Below are 21,164 nucleotides of genomic sequence, written 5' to 3'. Positions count from 1 at the left end.
CCACTCCCTTCGTCCGACGCCACCCCCGAGGACCTGCGCGCCGTCGAGGAGCTTGCCCAGGCCCGCAACGCCATCGTCGAGCAGATTGAAAAGCGCGTCGTCGGCCAGCGGGACGTGGTGGAGCACCTGCTCATCTCGCTCTTCAGCCGCGGCCACTGCCTCTTCGTGGGCGTGCCGGGCCTCGCGAAGACGCTGCTCATCTCCACGCTGGCGGACGTGCTCAACCTGTCCTTCAACCGCATCCAGTTCACGCCGGACCTGATGCCGTCGGACATCACGGGCACGGACATCCTGGAAGAGGACAAGACCACGGGCCGCCGCTCCTTCCGCTTCATGCAGGGGCCGCTGTTCGCGAACATCATCCTCGCGGACGAGGTGAACCGCACGCCGCCCAAGACGCAGGCCGCGCTCCTCCAGGCGATGCAGGAGTACCGCATCACCGCCGGTGGCCGTACGTACCCGCTGGAGCTGCCCTTCCTCGTCTTCGCGACGCAGAACCCCATCGAGCAGGAGGGCACCTACCCCCTCCCCGAGGCGCAGCTGGACCGCTTCATGTTCCTGGTGGACGTGGGCTACCCCACCGCCGAGGAGGAGGTGCAGATCGTCAAGAGCACCACCGCCGGCGCGCCGCCGAAGCTGGAGAAGATCCTGTCCCCCGAGCGCATCCTCGCCCTCCAGGAGCTGGTGCGCCGCGTGCCGGTGCCGGACCACGTGGTGCGCTACGCGGTGGAGCTGGTGCGCCACACGCGTCCCAAGGAAGCGGGCGCGCCGGACTTCGTGGCGAAGAACGTGTCGTGGGGCGCGGGTCCTCGCGCCAGCCAGTACCTGGTGCTGGCGGCCAAGGCGCGCGCCATCCTCAACGGCCGCTTCGTGGCCACGGTGGAGGACGTGCGGGCGCTGGCGCGGCCCGTGCTGCGCCACCGCGTGCTGCCCAACTTCACCGCGGAGAGCGAGGGCATCACGTCCGTGAAGCTCATCGACCAGCTCCTCACGGTGGTGAAGGGCTAGGCGCACCCACTCCATGGCGCTGCTCGACGCCCAGACGCTGTCCCGCCTCCAGGGCGTGAAGCTGCGCGCCCGCGCCGTGATGGAGGGCGTGCTGTCCGGCCTCCACAAGAGCCCCCATCAGGGCCAGAGCGTGGAGTTCGCCGAGCACAAGGAGTACGCCCCCGGCGACGAGCTGCGCCACCTGGACTGGAAGGCCTACGGCAAGTTCGACAAGTACTACGTCAAGCGCTTCGAGCATGAGACGAACCTGCGCTCGGTGATGGTCGTGGATGCGTCCGCGTCCATGGGCTACCAGAGCGGCGCGATGTCCAAGCTGGAGGTGGCCAAGACGCTCGCGGGCGCGCTCAGCTACCTGCTCGTGCGCCAGCAGGACGCGGCGGGCCTGGCCGTCATGGTGGGCGGCGCGTTCAAGGACGTGCCGCCCCGCGCCTCCGCCGGACACCTCAACGTGCTGCTGGACACGCTGGAGCACACGCAACCCAAGGGCCCCACGGACCTGGGCAGCGCGGCGGATCATCTCGCGGAGGTGCTGCCCCGCCGCTCCACGGTCATCGTGCTGTCGGACCTGCTGGATGAGCGGCAGGAGGCGCTCAAGCGGGTGCTGGCCCTCAGGCAGCGCAAGAACGACGTGGCGGTGTTCCACCTGGTGGACCCCGCGGAGCTGACGTTCCCCTTTGACGACCCCACGCTCTTCCTGGACATGGAGGGCGAGGGCCGCATCGAGGTGAACCCGCGCGAAATCAAGCAGAGCTACCTGGAGGAGTTCGGCGCGTTCCTCGCGGACGTGAAGGCGAAGTGCGCCGAGGCCGACGTGGACTACGAGCTGGTGCGCACGGACGAGCGGCTGGATGAGGTGCTGTTGCGCTTCCTGGGACGCCGCGGGAGGCGCCGGTGACGTTCGGCAATCCGTGGTTCCTCTTGGGCGCGCTGGGTGCGCTCATCCCCGTGCTGGTGCACCTGTTCGACCGGCGCCGTCCCCGGGCACATCCGTTCGGGCCGTTGGCGTTCGTGCTGCGCAGCCAGAAGCGCACGGCGAGCCGGCTCAAGTTGAAGCGGCTGCTGCTCTACACGCTGCGCACGCTCATCCTCCTGGCGATTCCCATCGCGCTGGCGCGGCCGGAGCTCACCCGCGACGCGCAGGCAGCCACGGTGACGCGCGGGCCCGCGGCCACGGCGGTCATCCTGGATGCGTCGCTGTCCATGCGCTGGTCGGACGGCACGTCGAACTTCGAGAAGGGCCGTGACGAGGCGCGCGACGCGCTCAAGGACCTGCTGCCGGAGGAGCCCGCGACTGTGATGGTGTGCACGGGCTCGCCGGAAGCGCCGCCGCCTCCGGGCTTCGACCGGGCCCGGCTGCGCGCGCTGGTGGACGAGGCGAAGCCCACGTACGGTACGGCGGACCTGTCGCGCTGCCTGGACATGGCCGCGCGGGCGCTGGAGGAGAACCCGATGCCGGGCAAGCGCCTGGTGGTGGTCTCCGACATGACGGCCTCCGGCTTCCGGCTGGAAGCGCCGCCGCCCACGGTGAAGGGCCCCACGGGCACGATGGTCAAGCCGGAGGTCGTGCTGCGCGACGTGGCGTCCGGGCGCGAGTCCCTGGACAACCACGCGCTGGTGGACCTGCGGGTGGAGCCCGCGCTCCAGGCGGGGCCGCGCGCGTACCAGTTCACGTTCGCGGTGCGGAACTTCGGCACGAAGCCGGCCAAGGACCTGGAGGCCGCGGTGCGCGTGGGCGAGTCCACGCTGGCCAAGGGCTTCGTGGACGTGCCCGCGGGCGGCACGACGCAGAAGACGCTGACGGTGCGCTTCCCCCAGGGTGGCACGGTGGTGGGCCAGGTGACGCTCGCGCCGGACTCGCTGGCGGAGGACGACCGGCGGTCCTTCGTGCTGCCGGTGCCGCGCGGGCTGAAGGCGCTGGTGGTGAACGGCTCGCCGCACGCGACGCGCTACCGGGACGAGGCCTTCTTCGTGGACGCGGCGCTCACGTCGCCGGGCTCGCCGGTGGACGTGGCGGTGCGCGACGCGGAGGTGGGGCTGCGCGAGGACTTCAGCGCGTATGACCTGGTGCTGCTGCTCAACACGACGGCGCCGTCGGAGGAGGAAGCGCGGAAGCTGGCGGCCTTCGTGGAGAACGGCGGCGGCCTCTTCGTGAGCGTGGGCGACCACGTGAACCCGGAGGCGTACAACTCACGGCTGGGCACGCTGTTGCCGCGTCCGTTGCGCCTGGTGCGCACGAGCGCCGAGCGCGAGGATCCCGACGCGGAGACGAAGACGGCGAAGCTGGCGCAGGTGAAGGTGGACCATCCGCTGTTCGCGCCCTTCACGGGCCGCGCGGAGGAAGGGCTCATCGGGGCGCGCTTCTACAAGTACATGCTGCTGGAGGCGGACAGCCCGTCCGCGCCGGGCACCAGCCAGGTGCTGGCCACGTACGAGGACGGGGCGCCGGCGGTGGCGGTGGCACGCCGGGGCAAGGGGCGCGTGGCGCTGTTCACCAGCACGGTGGACCGCGACTGGAGCGACTTCGCCATCCGCACGAGTTTCCTGCCGCTGATGCAGCGCTTCGCCGCGTACCTCACGGGCTCGCTGGAGGAGCGCGAGGAGGTCCGCGTGCGCGTGGGCGAGACCGTGACGCTGCGCCCGGAGGGCACGCAGAAGGTGGCGGGCGTGCGCGCGCCGGACGGCAGCGAGGTCCCGGTGAAGGCGCAGCCGGACGGGTCGTTCGTGGCGGGGCCCACGGTGGAGCCCGGCGTGCACTCGGTGCTGGGCGCGGAGGGGAAGCCCGTGGCCGCGCTGGACTTCGCCGCCACGCTGGACCCGGCGGAGAGCGACCTGACGCGCGTGCCGCAGGACACGCTGACGGCCTACTTCGGCGAGGACACGGTGAAGGCCTCCACGGGGGACGCGGACAAGCCCGCCGTGCCGCTGTGGACGTGGCTCATCCTGGCCGCGTGCCTGGCGTTCTTCTTCGAAGGCACGCTGCTCCGGAAGTAGCCCCGGCCCGCCCCCACGAAGGTGGACGGCGGGGGCCCCGGCGGCGCACCGGGCGTTCTTCTTCGACGCGTACCGTCACGCCCCCAGCGCCCAGGCATCCAAGGTGTCCTCCTCCCGCCCGATGCGGCCCAACTGGTCCGACTGTCGGACCAGTTTCCGCTGTCCGGGATGCAGCAGGCGCCCTCCCAGCCACGATGATGGCCCAACTGGTCCGACTGTCGGACCAGTTCGCACGGTGCGCCGACGACCGGAGCCCTCCCCAGCCACGATGGTCCCAACTGGTCCGACTGTCGGACCAGTTCGCGCGTACGCCGACGGCGGGGCCCCGGGCGCAATGGCCCCTCAACTGGTCCGACTGTCGGACCAGTTCGCACGGTGCGCCGACGGCAGGGCCCCCGGGCGCAATGGCCCCTCAACTGGTCCGACTGTCGGACCAGTTCGTGCTGTGCGCCTCGGACGGAGAGGCCACTGCGGGAGCCGGCTGCTCCATGCCCTGACAGGCAGCCGACGCTCGGGATGCGCGCGGAGTGCCCCAGGGATGGCGGGCTCTGCCACACTGCGCGGCCGTGAGCCCTGCTTCCGCCCTCTACCGCGACTGCGCCCGCCTCTTCATGGTGGGCTTTCCTGGCACCCGCATCGACGCCGACCTCGCGGCGCTGATGGACGACGGCATCTACGGCGCCATCCTCTTCAAGCGCAACGTGGGCACCGCGGCGGAGACCGCGGCCCTTTGCCGTGACATCAAGACGCGCGCGGGCCGGCCCTTCATCCTCTCCGTGGACCAGGAGGGCGGCCGGGTGGCGCGCCTTCGCGGCGAGCCCTTCACGTCCCTGCCGCCCATGCGCGAGCTGGGTCAGCGCGGCGACGAAGCCCTGGCCGAGCGCGTGGGCCGGCTGCTCGCGCACGAGCTGCGCGCCGTGGGCTTCGACTGGGACTTCGCGCCCGTGCTCGACGTGGACACCAACCCGGCCAACCCCGTGATTGGCGACCGCAGCTTCAGCCGCGACCCGGTGGAGGTGGGCCGGCTGGGCGTGGCGCTCGCGAAGGGCCTGGAGGCGGGTGGCGTCGCGTCCTGCGGGAAGCACTTCCCCGGGCACGGCGACACGACCACGGACAGCCACCTCACCCTGCCGAAGCTGAAGCACGACATGGAGCGCCTGCGCCGCGTGGAGCTGGTGCCCTTCCAGGCCTTCGCGAAGGCGGGGCTCGCGTCGCTGATGACGGCGCACGTGCTGTTCGACGCGCTGGAGCAGGACGTCCCGGCGACCATGAGCCACCGCGCGCTGCACGACCTGCTCCGCAAGGAGCTAGGCTTCGACGGCGTGGTTGTCTCCGACGACCTGGAGATGAAGGCCATCGCGGACCACTACTCGGTGGCGGAGGCCGCGGTGCAGGGCACGCTCGCGGGCGTGGACCTGTTTCTCGTCTGCCACAAGGCGGACGTGCAGCGCACCGCCATTGAAGCGCTGGTGAAGGCGGTGGAGTCCGGCCGCGTCCCGCGCGAGCGCATCACCGAAGCGCACCGGCGCCTGGACGCGCTCGCCGCCCGCTTCGCGCACCCCGCCGAGGACCGGCTCGCCACGCTGGGAGACGCGGAGCACCGCTCCTTGGCCGAGGGCCTTGCCAGTGCCTTCACCGGCAAGGACCCCACCGAGGTCATGCTCGCGTCGCGCTAGTGGCCCGACGTCCCGGAGCCCTGCGACTCCGGGGCTTCCTGGGAGCCCTGGCCCATGGGGCCCTGGAAACGGCCCGCCCCGCCCTGGTCTCCGGGCACGGGCTCCTGGGGCGTGGTGTAGCCGGGCGCGCCAATCTCGTTCTGCTGGCCCTGGGCCCCCGCGGGGTCCTGCTTCAGCGGCATCCCCTTCGCGTCCGTGGGCGTGGTCGCGCCAGAGCCACCCGTCCCCGGAGGCGCGGGCTGCTGCGTGTTGGCGACGCCTTCGTAATTGCTCCCCGTGCGGGGCATGGTGGGCTTGTCGCGGTTGCAGCCAGGGCCGACCAGCGCGGTCGTCGCGGCGCACACGGCCACCAGCGTCCAGTGATGAAGCTTCTTCGAGTGCATGGCCTGCTCCTTTTGGAAGCCGTCACGGCCTCGACAGAAGGAGTGGCCACCCCGGCGCCCCACCGGGAGTGGCGGGGCCGGAGCACGGACGCCCGCTGGCACGCTGGCCGGCAGGCGTCCCTGTACCGCCGTCCAACTACCGGTTCTGCAGGTAGACGGGCGGGCTGACGTAGCTGTAGGGCACGTCGAAGCCGCGCACGCCCTCGTTCGCGGGGGAGACATTCCAGCCGCCCAGGCCTTCCGCCGCGGGCGAGTAGGTCGCTCCGCCGAGCACGCCGTAGCGGTGCGCCATCATGCCGCCCGGGTCGTCCCACTTGGAGTTGTTGGGCTGGCCATCCTTGGCCTTCGTGCGCGGGTCGATGCTGGAGCCGATCTTCTCGATGGTGGAGTTGTAGCCCCGGTCCACCGTCAGCACGTGCTTGGGCAGCTTCGCCGCCGCGTCGCCGTGGTGCGCGTCAGCGGGGTTCTCATGCCCCTGCTGCTCGGCCACGTTGTAGACGGCCTCCGGCTGCGTCCCACGCTGCGCGAAGGCATTGCCCCGCGACTCATCCGGCTGCTTGCCGCCCGTCTCCGGCAGCCCGCCACAGGCCGTGCCCAAGAGCACGCCCGCCGCCAGCGCCGCCGCTCCCATCCACCGCTGAATGCCTCGCTCGCGCATGTTCGTCTCCACCATCCCCGAGGAATGGTCATGCCGGGTTCGCCAACCACCAGGCGTGCACCCGGGGGCTGGCCTTGCCGGTCGCCCGCTGTCCGGCCCGGAGGCCGGAGGGGCTGCATCGTGAACGGCCTGTCCCTCCGGGGAGCGAGGGAACGGCCATGAGTCGCAGGCATACACGGTCCCGGCCTCCCTGTCCCGCCAGGAGTGCACCGGTGCCCGCCACCCCACGCCCTCTCAGCCGCGAGCGCCCTTCCGGGCCGCGGCCTTCGCCGCCGGCTTCGCGGCCGGGGCCTTCTTCGCCGCCGCTTTCTTGACAGCCGCCGGCTTCGACTCGGCCGCCGGCCCGCCCTGGAGCGCGGACAGGACCTCCGCGACGTGCCCGGCCACCTTCACCTTGGGCCACACGCGGACGACCCTGGCGTCCGGACCAATGAGGAAGGTCGCGCGGATGAGGCCCATGAACTTGCGGCCATAGAGGGACTTCTCCCCCCACACCCCGTACGCGTCCGCCAACGCGTGGTCCGGGTCCGCCAGGAGCGAGAACGGCAGCCCCTGTTTCGTGGCGAACTTCTGGTGCGAAGCGACGCTGTCCGGCGACACACCCAGCACCACCGCGCCGGCCTTCACCAGCGCGGAGTGCTCGTCGCGGAAGTCGCACGCCTCCGTGGTGCAGCCCGGGGTCGCGTCCTTCGGGTAGAAGTAGAGGACGACGTGCCGTCCCTTGAATTGCGAGAGGGAGACGGTGGCGCCGCTCTGGTCGGGGAGCGAGAAGCCGGGGGCCTTGTCACCTGCTTGGGGCATGGGCATGCGTCGGCTCCATACCCAGACCCCAGGGGCTTCTCAACTTGCGCGCGCGTCAACCCGACGTCAGTGCGCGGCCTCGCCCGGCGGATGGACGCCTTCGCCCGGCGGGTGGTCATTGGCCTCCAGCCGGACCAGCTCCGTCTGGCAGGCCTCCAGCACCTTGCGCAGCATGTTGCGCGTCGCCTCCGTGCGGGACTCGCCCATCTTCTTCGCGAGCGACTCACACGCGGCGCGCTTGGCCTCCACGTCGCTGGCGCCATGGCCCGTCGCTCCGGGGCGGGCCAGGGGACGCGGCGGGGCCTTCTCACGAGCGGCCTTCAGCGCGGCCAGCCGCTTCTCGGCCTCCGGGCGGACCTTGGAGTCCTTGGGGACGGCCTCGAACCAGGCGGCGACCTCCGTCCAGGCGGGGTCCTGGACGGGGACCTGCTGGTTGATCAGCTCCTGATAGCGGCCCTCCGCCTTTTGCAGCTGTTCCGGACCGGGGTCGGTGGAGCAGCCCGACAGGGCGATCAGCCCCGCGAGCAGCAGCGCGGCGGAAGTTCGGGGATGGGCAATGCGCATGGTGTGGGACGTCCTCCTGCTGGCCACCCGGTTAAACCACGGCTAGGGTGCGCCGTCGTGGCTCCCATCCTGCTCGCCTTCCTGCTCGGCCTGACCCAAGGCCTGCTCCACGCCCTGGGGCCGGACCACTGCGCCGCCATGGCCACGCTCGGCACCCTGGGAGGCGGCCGTCGCCGCGTCGCCATCATGACCGCGCTGCGCTTCGCCCTGGGCCACGCGGCCATGCTGGGCGGCATCGCGGCGGTGTGCCTCTTCGCGGGCGTGGGCCTGTCGGAGACCTTCGAGCGGTGGGCGGAGGTGTTCGGCGGCGCGGTGCTGGTGGCGCTGGCCGTCACCGCCCTCATCTTCCCGCACAGCCTGGACCACGGACACCCGCACCTGCCCGGCCACGACCGGAAGCCGCACGAGCACGTGCACACCGTGAGCACCGCCGCCGGCGCCTTCATGGCCGTGAGCGGTGTGCGGTCGCTGCTCATCGCGCTGCCCCCGCTGCTGGTGGGCGGAAGCATGAGCCTGTCCGCGTGGACGTACCTGCCTGGCTTCGCGCTGGGCATCCTCATCGGCATGGGCGCGGTGGGGCTGCTGTTCGCCGAAGGCCTGTCGCGCGCCAACGCGCGCATCAGCCTGTGGATCCAGCGCGGCGTGGCGCTGGGCTCCGGCGCGCTGGGCCTGTTCTGGATCGGCTCGCGGCTCGTCTAGCAGCCGCACGGCGCGGGGCACCGGACACCGGGCGCCCTCGTCAGGCACCGGACCGCTTAAGAGCGCTTGTCCAGGATGCCCAGCGCCATCATCGACACCAGGAAGCCGTAGACGACGTGCTCCGGGCGGTTGGCGAACGCGAGCAGCTCCGCCACCACGCGGTTGCCGTCAATCTTGGGCAAGAGCTCCGCCTCCCAGCGCTCCAGCTCCACCTCGTTGAGGCCGTAGGCGGGGGCGACGGCGGGGATGAGCCGGTCCTCGGGCTGGAGCAGGCGGCGCAGGCGCTCCGGCTTGTAGAGCTTCTTGATGCCCCGGACGATGAGGTTCGCCGGGTGCACGTCCAGCTTGATGGACTCCGCGGAGGCCTTCTCCTTGAAGCTCATCAGGTACGTGCCCTCCTCCCAGGAGAAGACCGAGTAGATGATGGCCTTCACCTGCTGGCCCACGTAGTACAGCCGCTCCGTGTCCTTGAGCAGGCCGCGCTCCACCAGCACGTCGCCGGTGCGCCGGTGGCTCTGCGCGGCGACGGCGGACGCGTCCTGGAGCTGCTCGGGTTTGATCTTCCCCACGCGCACCAGGAACTGCCCGAAGCGGTCCGCCAGCAGGTTGGAGAGCCCGAACACCGGGGTGCCGTTCTCGAAATAGATGACCTTCTTCACCTTGCCGCGCTGCACGCCCAGTTCGCCCGTCTCGCGTGACAGGTAGAAGGCGGTGAGCAGCGAGGGCAGGTTGTCCTTCAGCTCACCCCGGCGGCTGCCCGGAGCGCCCGAGCCCGCCGGCAGCGGGTCCGGCGGACGGCCCGGCGTGGGGGGCCGCACCTGGGTGGAGGGCACCTTCTGCATGGGCGTGGCGGTGAGGTTGGCGCCGCGGATTTCGGCCGTGAGGTTGCCGCCGCCGGTGACCTTGATGCGGCCGGTCAGCTCCATGGCGTCCTGCGGGCCCTCCTCCTCCACGTCGATGTCCAGCTCCACCTCGAACGCGTCCTGCATGGAGGCGGCGGGGGCCTTCTTCTCCGCGGGCAGCACCTTGGCCACCGCTTCCAGCAGCTTCTGGGCCTCGAAGGGTTTCTCGAAGTAGCCGGCGGCCTGGTACTTCTGGCGCGCCTCCGTGGCGTGCTTGCCGCCCTTGAAGACGCCGGTGATGAAGAGCAGCGGCAGCTGGGCGTTGTCCTTCCGCAGCGTGTCCGCCAGGTGGTAGCCCATCATGTCCGGCAGGAGGATGTCCAAGACAGCACAGCCCGGCGGCTGGGCGCGGGCGGCCTCGATGGCCTGCTTGCCACGGCTGGCGCCCACCACCTCGTACCCGGCGTCCTCGAACAGCTGCGTGAGGAGGGAGAGGAGCTCCTGGTTGTCATCCACGACGAGGATTCGAGGCGCCATCGCGGGGGGACCGTAGCAGATTCGGGCGCCCCGGCGGCCAGCGTTTCCAGGGAACACCGGAAGGCCGCCCGCTTCAGAGGATGGATGCAAGCGCCCCGCTGGGGCGTTAGGGTGTCCCCCGCCTCATGTCCTCGCTCTTCTCCCGCATCTGCCCGGCAGGGTTCCTGGCCGGATTCCTCCTGTTCTCCCCTCTGGTGGCGCTGGGCCAGGAAGGCCAGCCGCCGGACGCGGGCCAGCCGGATGATCCGAACTCCCCCGAAGGGGACGACAACACGGGGCGCGTGCCCACCGACTGCCGCAGCACCAGCGACTGCGCGCCGCGCTTCAGCTGCAACACGGGCAAGTGCAAGTACACCGGCATCCGCCAGGCGGAGACGCAGGGCTGCCTGCTGGGGCCTCAGGCGGCGCTGATGATCCTGGGCATGGCCGCCGTGGCGGGCTCGCGGCGCCGCCGGTAGCCCCACTCCCCCCACTCCAAGGAGCGACGCGCGATGCGGCTGGGCCTCAAGGCGGACAACCTCCTGGAGCGGGTGGCGGACTTCCTCAACCTGGCGCCGCAGCCGCTGGCGCACGCCTTCTTCGGGATGATGGCGTCGCGGACGCTGATGGCCGGGGCGCGCCTGGGCGTGTACGCGGCGCTGGCGGACGGCGCGGCGACGGCGGAGGCGCTGGCGGCGCGGCTCAAGACGAGCACGGAAGGGATGCGGGCGCTCCTGGAAGCGCTCATCGCCTGCGAGGTGGTGGAGCTGCACCGGGGCCGCTTCCGCCTGGCGCCTCGCGCGCGGCGGTGGCTGGATCCGCGCTCGCCGCAGGCCATCACGGCGTTCCTGGAGTTCAACTACGCGCAGTGGGACTGGTGGGGGCAGCTGGAGAACGCGGTGAAGAGCGGGCAGTCGGTGGACATCCACCAGTTCGCTCCGGACGACCCGCGCTGGCGCGACTACATCCAGGCCATGTACCAGCTGGCGCGGCTGGCCTCGCCGGAGGTGGCGGCGGCCATCCCCCTGCCCCGCGGGGCGCGGCACTTGTTGGACCTGGGCGGCGCGCATGGCTGGTACGCGGCGGAGCTGTGCCGGATGCACCGGGGGCTGAAGGCCACGGTGGTGGACCTGGAGGGCAGCGTGCGCGTGGGGCGGGACATCATCGCCCAGGCGGGGATGTCGCACCGGGTGACGCACAAGGAAGGCGACGTGCTGCACGCGGAGCTGGGCGGGCCGTATGACGCCGCGCTGCTGTTCCAGGTGATGCACCACCTGACGCCCGCGCAGAACGTGGCGCTCCTGCGGCGCGTGCGCGGAGCCATGGCGTCCCGGGGCACGCTGGCGGTGCTGGAGTACCTGCGCGAGGAACGGGACACGCAGGGCACGTCCGCGCCGCTCATCGGGTTGCACTACTTCCTCACGTCCGGGGCCGCGTCGTACACGCCCGCGGAGGTGGAGGGCTTCCTGGATGACGCGGGTTTCAAGGTGCAGAGCACCCGGCCCATCCGGCACCTGCCGTTGCAGACGTTGATCATCGCGCAGCCGGAGTAGCGGCCCCGGCGTCTGCTTGTCAGACGGTGGAGCTATCTCCACACTCCGGGCATGGCCTATGGCGCGAAACCACTCGGGGGTCCGGCGACCCTCGCTGACATCGAGGCCCTGCCCGAGGGCGTGGTGGGCGAGATCATCGATGGGACACTGTATACGCATGCGCGGCCCCGGGCCGGGCACATGGACCTGGTGGGCGCGCTGATTGAAGGGCTGCGAGGCCCCTTCCAACGCGGCCAGAACGGCCCCGGCGGTTGGTGGGTGTTGGCGGAGCCGGGAGTCCAGGTAGAGGGAGCACCGGAGTTCAGCCCGGACCTCGCAGGGTGGAGGCGCGAGCGGGTGCCCGTGTTGCCCGGCGGAAGGTGCAAGGTCGTCCCGGACTGGGCTTGCGAAATCCTGTCGCCGTCCACGCGGGCCTACGACACGCGCATCAAGCGCCCCTTCTACGCGCGCATCGGCATCAAGCACCTGTGGTTCATCGACCTGGAGGCGCGCACGCTGACCGTGAGCCAGTTGCACAACGGGCGCTGGATGGAGCTGGGCGTGTACGGAGATGACGACGTCATCCGCGCGGCGCCGTTTGATGCCATCGAGCTGCGGCTGGGCGAGTGGTGGCCGGTGACCGATGCGTCCTGAGGAAGGGGACTAACGCGGCTTCGGCTTCGCCAGGGGCGGGGGCTTCGGCCTGCGGGCCGCGCGCTCACGCTCCACCTGCATCTGACGCTCGACGACCTCGCGGTGGAACTGCGCGAAGTTCACGGACTCCATCAGGCGCGGTCCCGGGTTCGGCCCTGCATGTTCGAGGATGGCGTCGAGCACGCCCATGGCCTCCGGGAGGAACTCCTCCCGGAGCAGCACGATGGCCCGTCCCATGAGCGCGGTGGACACCAGGGCGCGCAGCCTCGGGTCCGCTGACTCGCTGTAGCGCACGTCCAGTTCGTCGAATGCCTCCAGCGCTTCGTCCACGTGCCCCAGTCCCTGGAGCGCGATGGCTCGCTGCAACAGCGACACCGCGGTCTGCTCCACCAGGAACGGGTCGGCGTTTCCGTCGTACTCCTTCAGGAGCGCCTCGGACTGGCTCAGCGCTTCCTCGAACCGCTGCCCCTGGTTGTGGGTGGCGAGCACCGCGGTCCGCGCCATCTCCACCGGGATGCGCAGGTCGGGCCGCTGCACGAAGGCCTTGAAGCGGCTCAGCATCCGCTCCAGCCAGTTGCGGCCCATGTCCTCCCGGTCCATCTCCAGGAGCACCCGGGCCCGGTACAGCATCCCCCACGCGACGCCCTCCCACAGCTCGGGCCTGCGCGGACTCCAGAAGCGGCGCTCCACCTCGTCGAAGTGGACCAGCGCCTCGTTGTACATCCCCTGCTCCGCGATGGCCGCGCCCCGGTGCCCCAGCGCTCGCGCCACCTGGAGCTGGAGCGCCGGTGACTTCGACAGCGTGAAGCGCCGGTACACCTCGTCACAGAGGGGAATCGCCTCCTCCAGCTCACCCGAGCGGATGTGCGCGCGCGCCCGGTCCATCTTCTCCTTCGCCTCCACCTCCGGCGGCACCGCCCCTTCAGCGTCCGGCATCGGCCCGCCCGTCATCCCGCGGCGCCAGCGGCGGCACGTCCCGGCCCTCGCCGAAGCCCAGCGCCCAGAAGCGCGGGCGCACCTCTTCGCGCAGCAAGAGCCGCAGCAGCAGGTACTTCGCTTCGTCCTGCCCGTCCCACGCCATGGGGAAGGTGCCGTAGTGCATCGCCACCGACGTGCTCGAGCGCAGCACGCGGTGCGCCTTCAGCGCGTCCTCCGGCCCCATGTGCACCGGGTGCAGGACGCGAGGACGGAACGCGCCAATGGGCAACACCGACAGGCGCATGGGCCCGAAGCGCTCCGCGATGCGGTCGAAGTGCGGCCCCAGCCCCGTGTCACCCGCGAAGAGCACCGGGCCGCCGGACGTCTCCAGCACGTAGCCCGCCCACAGCGTCTCCTCCTGGTCCGTCAGCCCCCGGTTCGAGCGGTGCTGCGCGGGCACCGCCCACACCTTCAACGCCGCGGGCCCGCCCTTCGCGTGATGCCACCAGTCCAGCTCCTCCACGCGCTGGAAGCCCTCGTCCATCAGCAGCTCGCGGTTGCCCAGGCCCACGACGAAGAGCGGATGGTGCGCGGCCTCCAGCCGCCGCAGCGTGGGCAGGTCCATGTGGTCGTAGTGGTTGTGGCTCACCACCACGACGTCGATGGGCGGCAGGTCCTCGAAGCGGATGCCCGGAGGCCGCACGCGCTTGGGGCCCACGAAGGACACGGGGCTCGCCCGCTCCGAATAGATGGGGTCCGTCAGCACGTTCACGCCGTCCGCCTGGAGCAACACCGTGGCGTGGCCGATGAACGTCACGCGCAGCTCCCCCGGGCCCACGCGCTCCGGCGGCTTCGGACCGGGGGGCTCCTCCGCATAGTCACGCCACGGGCCGCGCTTCTCCTCCATCACGGCCGCCACCAGCGTGAGCGGTGAGAGCTTGGGCGCATCGCCCAGGTTCTGGAACGTCTCGCCGTCGAAGTGGTCCGTCACCGGCCCCCGGTGCACGGTGCCGGCGAAGCAGCCCGTGAACAGCGACAGGGCCAGCGCGGGCCACAGCCGCGTCACTTGATGACGATGGTCCAGTCGCATTCGAAGGGCTCTCCGTCGAGGGTGGGCAGCACGTAGCGCGAGGCCTGGATGCGGGTGAGCGCTTGCGCCAGCAGGTCCGGAGGCAGCGTCGCTTCCCGCACCTCGCATTGCTGGGGCACGCCGCCCTGCACCAGCCGGCACGTCACGCGCACGTGGTGCTTGCGGCCTTCGCGCCAGCGCTGGAAGGCCTCCTGGAACACCGGGTCGTCCGGCGGACCGCCGCGCACGCGCCGGGGCTCCTTCACGTGCTGGGACAGCCAGGAGCAGGCGTCCTTCACCTGTCCGTCGCACGCCTTGCCCATGAGCGACAGCGCGCGCAGCCGCTCCGGGCCTTGGGCGTTCGTGGCCAGCAGGGTGAGCGCCTGGTCGAAGCACGCCTTCGCCGTGCGCACCGTGCAGTCCCCGGTGGTGGCCGGGGGCGTGCCCGCGGCGAAGGCCCCCACGGGCGCGGGGCGCATCAGGTCCTCCGCCACGCGCGCGGGGTCGCTGCGCCGCTGCCCGCATGCGGACGCGGCGCCCCAGAGCGCCAGCGGGAGGAGGAGGGAACGCCAGGTCATGGCGCCATCGTAGACGGCCCGCGCCCGGGAAGGGATGTCAGGCGGGGTTCGCGGACGAATCCACCCACGCGTCGAGGGAGCCCAGGAGGGTGTTCCACCCCTTCACGGTGCTGTCCTTCCACTGCTCGCCGTCCGGGCCCATCTCGTGGGTCAGGGTCAGCTCACAGCCAGTGCCCTGGGGAACGATGTCCACCGTCACCCGGTCGTAGTCCTTCGAGTACTTGGGCACGGCGAAGGTGAACACCAGCCGGCGGGGCCGGTCGAGCTCCAGGTACTCGCCCACGTGCTCCACCTCCTCGCCGTCGCGCGAGTCCGTGAAGGTGAAGGTGCCGCCCACGCGCGCGTCCACCTCCGAGCGCACCAACGGCATGCCCGTCTTCGTGACGAAGAGCCAGTGGCGGGCCTTCTGGGGGTCGAGCCAGGCGTCGAAGACGCGCTCGGCGGAGGCCTTGAAGCGGTGGGTCACGCTCAGCTTCACGGGGCGGGACGGAGTCATCGGGTGCGTCCTTTCGGGTGGGGAGGGGCGGAGGCCGCGGCGGCGCGGTCCTCCTCCTGGAGGAGGTCATCCAGCGCCTGGAGCCGGGTGGTCCAGTTCGCGCGCTGCGCTTCCATCCAGCGCGCGGCTTCGTCCATGGGCTTCGGGGTGAACGACAGCAGGTGTTCGCGGCCCTCGCGGCGGCGGCGCACCAGCTTCGCGCGCTCCAGCACGCGGATGTGCTTGGACACCGCGTTGAGGGACATGGCGAAGGGCTGGGCCAACTCCGTCACGCGCGTCTCCCCCGCCGCCAGGCGCTGGAGGATGGCCCTTCGCGTCGGGTCGGCCAGCGCCAGCAGCGTCTGGTCCAGGTGGTTCGGGGTCGCCGGGGTCCGCATCATTCAACCTCTGGGTTGAATATCAACGCGAGCCCGTGGGCTGTCAAGGCGAGGCGCCTGGAGCTCAGCGGCGGCTTGAGACTTCGAGCGCTCGGGCCAGGGCGCGCGTCCCGGCGCGAAGGGTCTCCGGGCGCACGCCGCCGAAGCCGAAGACGAGGCCGGACTCGCGGCGGCGGCCGAGGAAGTAGCCGGACAGGGCGGCGACCTCCACTCCCTTCCGCGCGGCTTCATCGCGGACATCCAGGTCGGACAGCGGTGCGGCAAGGGACGCGCAGACCTGCATGCCGGTGTCACAAGGCCGGGGCATGAGGACGCCCGGGCAGTCGGCGTGCAGGGCTTCGAGCAGGGCTTCGCCGCGCTCCCGATAGGCCGTTCGCATCCGGCGCAGGTGGCGGGCGAAGTGTCCTTCCGCGAGGAACACGGCGAGCGCGGCCTGCTCCAGCGTGGAGGCAGGGGCGGACGCGGCGGCCCGGGCGGCGGCGAAGACGTCCACGAGCGAGGGCGGCGCGACGAGGAAGCCCAGGCGCAGGCCAGGGAACATCGACTTGCTGAACGTGCCCACGTAGACCACGCAGCCGGTGTCATCGAGCCCCTGGAGCGCGGTGAGGGGACGGCCACGGTGGCGGAACTCGCTGTCGTAATCGTCCTCGATGATCAGCGCTCGGGTGCGTCCGGCCCACCGGAGCAGCGCCATCCGCCGCGCCAGGCTCAGCGTGGCACCCAGCGGGTACTGATGCGAAGGCGCCACCAGCGCGACCCGGGCCCTGGGCGCACGCGCCAGGCCTTCGCCCACGTCGAGTCCGTCCCCATCCACGGGGATGGGCACCGGGCGTCCTCCGGCGGCGAGCACGGCGCGACGGGCACCGGGATAGCCGGGGTCCTCCACCCAGACGGAGTCGCCTGGGTCCAGCGCGAGCCGGAGGATTTCATCGAAGGCCTGCTGGGTGCCCGCCGTGATGAAGACCTGCTCGGGAACGCAGCGCACGCCGCGCGACGCGGACACATGGGTGGCGATGGCTTCGCGCAGCGGCGCATGGCCCGAAGGGTCACCGCCATCAAGCAACCCCGTGCTCGCGCGAGCATGGACGCGAGTCACCGTGCGGGCCCAGAGCGCGGTGGGAAACAAGTCGAGCGCGGGCACACCGGGCCGGAAGGCGCGAGGCGCGGCGCCCAGGCGCGGAGCACCCGCTGTCAGGGGCTTCAGCGCCCGCGCGGAGGCAGCGAGCCTGGGTCCCCGCGAGGCACGGTCCTGGCGCCGTTCGTCAGGGTTCAACGCACGTGCGGCAGCGGCGCTCCGGTCCTCCGCGAGGAGGGGCAACTCGGGCGCGACGCGCGTGCAGGAACCGGGACGGGCCATGAGGTAGCCCTCCGCCGTGAGCGCATCCAGGGCCTGGAGGACGGTGCTTCGGGCCACGTCCAGCTCGGTGGCGAGCTGGCGGGAGGAGGGAATCCGCAGCCCGGGAACCAACGCCCCCGCGAGGATGCGCGCGCGGATGCCTTCAAAGAGCTGCTCGTGGAGCGGCGTGGGACTCCGCGAATCAAGCTTCAGGAGGAGCGACGACGCGACGCCGGTGGAGGTCTTCAACTGGTATGGCCGGTTTCGACAGAAGTGGTCTTCGCGACCCTACCAGTTCCCTGGCAAGGATGGCTTCATGCCGTCCCATCCTCCTTGCTGCTCGGTCCTCGAACTGCGCCAGTACACGCTGCGCCCCGGTCAGCGCGACGTCCTCGTCTCGCTCTTCGAACGGGCCTTCATCGAGTCGCAGGAAGCCACCGGGATGCACCTCATCGGTCAGTTCCGCGACGTGGAGCGGCCAGACCGGTTCGTCTGGCTGCGAGGCTTTCGCGACATGGCCTCACGACGCGACGCCCTGAGCGCGTTCTACGGCGGACCGGTGTGGAAGGAGCACCGCGACGCGGCGAACGCGACCATGCTGGACTCCGACAACGTCCTGCTCCTGCGACCCGTGCGGCCGGACACGGGGCTCGTGCATCCCGGCACGCCCCGGCCCCCCCCCGGTGCGGACGCGCGACCCGGCTCCCGGGTGGAGGTGACGCTCTGCTACCTGAAGGCCCCGGCCGATGAAGCCCTCATAGGCTCCTTCCATCAGCACGTGCGTCCCGTGCTCGATGAACTGGGCGCGGCGCCCCGGGCCCTGTTCCAGACCGAGCCCTCGGAGAACACCTTCCCTGCCCTGCCCGTGCGCACGGGCGAACACGTCTTCGCCTGGCTCACCGTGTTCCCGGATGCCGGACACCCTCGCCGAGCCGCTTCAAAGGCCTGGGCGGAGCCGCTCCAGCCGTGGCTGTGCGCACCGCTGGAACACTTGATGTTGTCCCCTACCGCGCGCTCCGAGCTGCGCTGACCGTTTCTGAAAGGACCTGACCGATGAAGCCTCTTCCTCCACTGCCCACGGGCGACGTGCACGACTTCGACTTCCTCATGGGTGAATGGACGTGCGTGAACCGGAAGCTCAAACAACGGCTCGCGGGCAGTGACGACTGGGACGTGTTCACGTCGAGGATGCGCTGTCAGCCCCACCTGGGTGGCCTGTCCAACGTCGAGGAGACCGTCTTCGAGCGAGGCTTCTCCGGCATGGCGCTGCGCCTGTTCGACGCGAAGGAGCGCCGCTGGTCCATCCACTGGATCGACAGCCGTCACGCGGTGCTCCAGCCGCCCGTGCACGGAGGCTTCACGGGCGACCACGGCCGATTCTACGGCGAGGACACCGAAGGAGGCCGCCCGGTCCAGGTCGTGTTCCACTGGACGCGCCAGGGCCACGACAGGGCCCGGTGGGAACAGGCCTTCTCCCTGGACGGAGAGACCTGGGAGAGCAATTGGGTGATGGAGTTCACCCGGGTGGCGGCCACCGGCTGAAAGCTCCCACCTCCAGCCCTGGACCTCCCACGTGCGCGTCCGGTTGAATGCGCGCGCAGTCCATCCTGTCCCGGGGTTCCTTCCCATGCGCCGCCTGCTCGCCGCTGTTCCGCTGTTCGTCCTGGTTGGCTGTTCCTACGTGGGCGTCGGCACGACTCCCATGACCCGGTTCGGGGCTCCCAGCTCCAGTCCGGGACCGGTGAGCATCAGCGTGGGCAAGTCCGACAGCACGCTGGAGACGCCCGAGACCGAAAAGGAGGCCTCCACCGCCGAGGCCTCCGATTCTCCCGGCGCGACGCAGTAGCGGCTCGCGGGATTGTGAACGGACCGGCGCGGAACCGGTTCGACAGACCGTGGCGCCTCGGGAACCATCCGCGCTCCGCCCGCCATCTGAAGGCAGGCCGTGCTCCGGAGCCACCTGATGAAGCCCCACGTCATCTGCCACATGGTGTCGTCCATCGACGGGCGCATCGTCGTCAAGCACTGGCCGGATCAACAGACGATGCGCGGCGAATACGAGCGCACCGCCGACACCTTCGGCGCGGACGCCTGGATGTGCGGCCGCATCACCATGGAGGACTTCGCCGCGGAAGGGGACGTGCCCAAGCCCGCGCCCGCGTCTCCCCTGCCCCGCACGGACTTCGTCGCTCGCAAGGACGCCGAGTCCTACGCCATCGCCCTGGATGCGAACGGCAAGCTCCACTGGGAATCCGGCGCCATTGACGACGACCACCTCGTCGTCGTGCTCACCGAGTCCGTCCCCGACGCGCACCTCGCCCACCTGCGCGAGCGCGGCGTGTCCTATGTCTTCGGCGGCAAGCAGGACATCGACTTCGCCCGCGTGCTGGAGAAGCTCGGAGACTCCTTCGGCATCAAGACCGTGCTGCTGGAGGGCGGCGGCGGCATCAATGGTTCCTTCCTCGCCGCGGGTCTTATCGACGAGGTGAGCCTCCTCCTGCACCCCACCGCCGACGGCCTGCCCGGCACACCGACCCTGTTCGACCGGCCCCAGGGCTCCACCGGCATGGGCGCCGCGCTGGAGCTCACGCATGTGGAACGCCGGGACTCCGGCATCGTGTGGCTCAGGTACCGCGTGCGCCGCTGAGCCCTGGCAGGGCCGCCAGCGGGTGCGGCCCCCGGCAGATGCTCAGGGGGCGCGCAGCAGCGTGGCGGACTCGTAGAGGCTCTGCTGCTGGAAGACGCCCGCGGCGGACGTGTCCTTCTCCAGCGTGTCCTGCACGCCCTTGGGCAGCTGCGCGTAGAGGTCCTGGCCCAGCAGCCCTTCCAGCTGGTCCACCGGCACGCGCGAGTCCTGGAGCAGCGGGAGGATGTCGTCCTTCTTGGACGGGCCCTCCGCCTTGTTCGGCACCATGTACGCGAACATGGACAGGTTGCCGTTGGGCAGCTCCAGCAGCACCGTCTTGAAGTTGTGCGTGGGGACCGCGATGCGCCGGTCGTCCTTGGAGCCCGTCGTCTGGAGGGACTCGGGCGGCAGCGGCTTGCCCTTGTCGTCCAGGTACAGGTTGCCCGTGACGATGTAGGCCTTGCCGCCGGTCTCCTTCACCATCTCCGACACGCCGCGCTCCAGCGTGCGCCACACCTGCTGGTTGTGGTTGCCGTGCTGGGGCGCGATGTTGCTCATGTAGTGGCTCTCGTCCATCGCCGCCTGCGTGGGCGAGTCCTCGGCCGCCTTCATGTGTCCCCGGTCGAAGCCGGTGTTGTTGTAGTCGGAGTCCACCACGCCACCCTGCTTCAGCTCCGGGTCGCGCACGAAGGTGCTCTCCAGCCGGCTGACGTCCGCGGGCGTCTCCTTCACGTCCGCCGCGGACAGCAGGTAGCTCACGAACGTGGGCACGTTCTTGTCCGTGTCCATCAGCGTCCGCGAGTACTCCTTCACCATGCTCAGCCCGGGCGTCGCGCCGCTGCCACCCACGGCCTGGAGCGGATCCGCTTCGCCGGCCACTTCCGCCACGCGGCTCTGGAAGGCGGCCATCTGCTGGTCGGGCACCCACTGCGTGTTCGCCGCGGTGCCCGTGCCCTTGGCCTGGTTCGCCTTGGACGCGTTGATGTAGGCCGTCAGCTCGTCCGCGGAGAGCGCCCCGTCGCCGTTGCCGCCCAGCAGGTCCGCGCGCTTCGCCACCGACTGCTGCCAGGGGCTGTCGAAGCTGTCCACCTTCGCGGACTGCGCGCCGCCCGCGAGCTTCGCGTCGAGCGCCGCGCGCTGCTGCTGCAACGCCGTGGATGACAGGAACTGCGCGTCCGTGGGCGCGGAGAGGTACGACTCCAGCTCCGCCGCGGACACCTGGCCGTTCTGCGCCCGGCCTCCGTCGGCGCCTTCATCCGCCGCGTGCAGCAGGCGCCCCTGCCAGCTCTCATCCGTCCAGCCGAACTTCTGCTGGAGGTCGGAGATGGCCACTTCCTTGGTGGCGGAGCGCTTCCAGCTGCCACCCGTGGGCGCCACCACGTTGGCGGCGGGCGCATTGGCGGGGAGGTCCGCCCCGGCGGGCACCGCGGTGTTCGCGGG

The 21,164-nt window shown here is 71.0% G+C and carries 24 protein-coding genes; 12 read left to right on the top strand and 12 right to left on the bottom strand.

Going from position 1 to position 21,164, the window contains the following annotated elements; all coding sequences use genetic code 11:
- From D7W81_RS26525 to nagZ, 4 genes are all read left to right on the top strand, one after another.
- On the top strand, positions 1–1,008 hold a 1,008-nt coding region (locus D7W81_RS26525; RefSeq protein WP_244227444.1), incomplete at its 5' end, for an AAA family ATPase.
- 13 nt (positions 1,009–1,021) lie between these two features.
- On the top strand, positions 1,022–1,903 hold the full coding sequence (locus tag D7W81_RS26520) for a DUF58 domain-containing protein (RefSeq protein WP_120558181.1): 882 nt from the start codon (positions 1,022–1,024) through the stop codon (positions 1,901–1,903).
- Positions 1,900–3,999, top strand: a complete 2,100-nt coding sequence (locus D7W81_RS26515; RefSeq protein WP_120558180.1) for a BatA domain-containing protein — start codon at positions 1,900–1,902, stop codon at positions 3,997–3,999. Before D7W81_RS26520 ends, D7W81_RS26515 begins: the two co-directional genes overlap by 4 nt.
- Before the next feature lie 611 nt (positions 4,000–4,610).
- On the top strand, positions 4,611–5,675 hold the full coding sequence (nagZ, locus tag D7W81_RS26510; RefSeq protein ID WP_438503375.1) for a beta-N-acetylhexosaminidase: 1,065 nt from the start codon (positions 4,611–4,613) through the stop codon (positions 5,673–5,675).
- On the opposite strand, the gene D7W81_RS26505 is transcribed toward nagZ, so the two are convergent.
- The 4 genes from D7W81_RS26505 to D7W81_RS26490 all read right to left on the bottom strand — a co-directional run bounded on the left by D7W81_RS26505 (position 5,672) and on the right by D7W81_RS26490 (position 8,081).
- Positions 5,672–6,058 carry a hypothetical protein gene (locus tag D7W81_RS26505; RefSeq protein ID WP_120558178.1) on the bottom strand — a complete coding sequence of 129 codons (387 nt, stop codon included), beginning with the start codon at positions 6,056–6,058 and terminating at the stop codon, positions 5,672–5,674. The two genes, nagZ and D7W81_RS26505, sit on opposite strands and share 4 nt — an antisense overlap.
- A 136-nt stretch (positions 6,059–6,194) precedes the next feature.
- Complete coding sequence (locus tag D7W81_RS26500) at positions 6,195–6,716, bottom strand: hypothetical protein (protein ID WP_147445628.1); 522 nt, start codon at positions 6,714–6,716, stop codon at positions 6,195–6,197.
- A 234-nt stretch (positions 6,717–6,950) separates the two neighbouring features.
- On the bottom strand, positions 6,951–7,523 hold the full coding sequence (bcp, locus tag D7W81_RS26495) for a thioredoxin-dependent thiol peroxidase (protein ID WP_120558176.1): 573 nt from the start codon (positions 7,521–7,523) through the stop codon (positions 6,951–6,953).
- A 60-nt stretch (positions 7,524–7,583) separates the two neighbouring features.
- Positions 7,584–8,081 (bottom strand): hypothetical protein, encoded by a 498-nt coding sequence (locus D7W81_RS26490; RefSeq protein WP_120558175.1) that lies wholly within the window; start codon positions 8,079–8,081, stop codon positions 7,584–7,586.
- Positions 8,082–8,138: 57 nt separating this feature from the next.
- Here D7W81_RS26490 and D7W81_RS26485 point away from each other — a divergent pair, with 57 nt between their 5' ends.
- Positions 8,139–8,780: a hypothetical protein gene (locus tag D7W81_RS26485; RefSeq protein ID WP_120558174.1), complete on the top strand. Its 642-nt coding sequence runs from the start codon at positions 8,139–8,141 to the stop codon at positions 8,778–8,780.
- A 56-nt stretch (positions 8,781–8,836) separates the two neighbouring features.
- On the opposite strand, the gene D7W81_RS26480 is transcribed toward D7W81_RS26485, so the two are convergent.
- Complete coding sequence (locus D7W81_RS26480) at positions 8,837–10,159, bottom strand: response regulator (protein ID WP_120558173.1); 1,323 nt, start codon at positions 10,157–10,159, stop codon at positions 8,837–8,839.
- A gap of 125 nt (positions 10,160–10,284) precedes the next feature.
- On the opposite strand from D7W81_RS26480, the gene D7W81_RS26475 reads away from it, so the two are divergent.
- The 3 genes from D7W81_RS26475 to D7W81_RS26465 are packed head-to-tail and all read left to right on the top strand — an operon-like array spanning position 10,285 to position 12,324.
- The gene (locus D7W81_RS26475; RefSeq protein WP_120558172.1) at positions 10,285–10,617 is read left to right on the top strand and encodes an MXAN_6627.5 family MYXO-CTERM protein; all 333 of its coding nucleotides are present in this window, start codon (positions 10,285–10,287) and stop codon (positions 10,615–10,617) included.
- A gap of 33 nt (positions 10,618–10,650) precedes the next feature.
- On the top strand, positions 10,651–11,691 hold the full coding sequence (locus D7W81_RS26470) for a class I SAM-dependent methyltransferase (protein ID WP_120558171.1): 1,041 nt from the start codon (positions 10,651–10,653) through the stop codon (positions 11,689–11,691).
- Between the two features lie 51 nt (positions 11,692–11,742).
- Complete coding sequence (locus D7W81_RS26465) at positions 11,743–12,324, top strand: Uma2 family endonuclease (RefSeq protein ID WP_120558170.1); 582 nt, start codon at positions 11,743–11,745, stop codon at positions 12,322–12,324.
- A gap of 9 nt (positions 12,325–12,333) precedes the next feature.
- Here the strand turns inward: D7W81_RS26465 and D7W81_RS26460 are convergent, their stop codons facing one another.
- The 6 genes from D7W81_RS26460 to pdxR all read right to left on the bottom strand — a co-directional run bounded on the left by D7W81_RS26460 (position 12,334) and on the right by pdxR (position 17,347).
- Positions 12,334–13,260, bottom strand: coding sequence for a hypothetical protein (locus D7W81_RS26460; RefSeq protein WP_120558169.1), 927 nt, complete (start codon positions 13,258–13,260; stop codon positions 12,334–12,336).
- Complete coding sequence (locus D7W81_RS26455; RefSeq protein ID WP_120558168.1) at positions 13,247–14,332, bottom strand: MBL fold metallo-hydrolase; 1,086 nt, start codon at positions 14,330–14,332, stop codon at positions 13,247–13,249. Before D7W81_RS26455 ends, D7W81_RS26460 begins: the two co-directional genes overlap by 14 nt.
- Positions 14,305–14,889: a hypothetical protein gene (locus D7W81_RS26450; protein ID WP_120558167.1), complete on the bottom strand. Its 585-nt coding sequence runs from the start codon at positions 14,887–14,889 to the stop codon at positions 14,305–14,307. The genes D7W81_RS26455 and D7W81_RS26450 overlap by 28 nt, the downstream gene beginning before the upstream one ends.
- A gap of 37 nt (positions 14,890–14,926) precedes the next feature.
- Complete coding sequence (locus D7W81_RS26445; RefSeq protein WP_120558166.1) at positions 14,927–15,385, bottom strand: SRPBCC family protein; 459 nt, start codon at positions 15,383–15,385, stop codon at positions 14,927–14,929.
- Positions 15,382–15,765 (bottom strand): ArsR/SmtB family transcription factor, encoded by a 384-nt coding sequence (locus D7W81_RS26440; RefSeq protein WP_279637855.1) that lies wholly within the window; start codon positions 15,763–15,765, stop codon positions 15,382–15,384. Before D7W81_RS26440 ends, D7W81_RS26445 begins: the two co-directional genes overlap by 4 nt.
- 61 nt (positions 15,766–15,826) lie before the next feature.
- A complete protein-coding gene (gene pdxR / locus D7W81_RS26435) occupies positions 15,827–17,347 on the bottom strand; it encodes a MocR-like pyridoxine biosynthesis transcription factor PdxR (RefSeq protein WP_120558164.1) in 1,521 nt (506 codons plus the stop codon).
- 67 nt (positions 17,348–17,414) lie between these two features.
- Here pdxR and D7W81_RS26430 point away from each other — a divergent pair, with 67 nt between their 5' ends.
- The 4 genes from D7W81_RS26430 to D7W81_RS26415 all read left to right on the top strand — a co-directional run bounded on the left by D7W81_RS26430 (position 17,415) and on the right by D7W81_RS26415 (position 19,745).
- Positions 17,415–18,128 carry an NIPSNAP family protein gene (locus D7W81_RS26430; protein ID WP_120558163.1) on the top strand — a complete coding sequence of 238 codons (714 nt, stop codon included), beginning with the start codon at positions 17,415–17,417 and terminating at the stop codon, positions 18,126–18,128.
- 23 nt (positions 18,129–18,151) lie between these two features.
- On the top strand, positions 18,152–18,640 hold the full coding sequence (locus D7W81_RS26425; RefSeq protein WP_120558162.1) for a hypothetical protein: 489 nt from the start codon (positions 18,152–18,154) through the stop codon (positions 18,638–18,640).
- An 85-nt stretch (positions 18,641–18,725) separates the two neighbouring features.
- On the top strand, positions 18,726–18,944 hold the full coding sequence (locus D7W81_RS26420) for a hypothetical protein (RefSeq protein WP_120558161.1): 219 nt from the start codon (positions 18,726–18,728) through the stop codon (positions 18,942–18,944).
- Positions 18,945–19,061: 117 nt separating this feature from the next.
- The gene (locus D7W81_RS26415) at positions 19,062–19,745 is read left to right on the top strand and encodes a dihydrofolate reductase family protein (protein ID WP_120558183.1); all 684 of its coding nucleotides are present in this window, start codon (positions 19,062–19,064) and stop codon (positions 19,743–19,745) included.
- A gap of 42 nt (positions 19,746–19,787) precedes the next feature.
- Here the strand turns inward: D7W81_RS26415 and D7W81_RS26410 are convergent.
- The coding region (locus D7W81_RS26410; protein WP_306440909.1) for a DNA/RNA non-specific endonuclease at positions 19,788–21,164 on the bottom strand (1,377 nt) is incomplete at its 5' end.

Source organism: Corallococcus aberystwythensis (genome assembly GCF_003612165.1).
Taxonomy (GTDB): Bacteria; Myxococcota; Myxococcia; order Myxococcales; family Myxococcaceae; genus Corallococcus; species Corallococcus aberystwythensis.
This window is presented reverse-complemented; position numbering and strand designations above follow the sequence as displayed.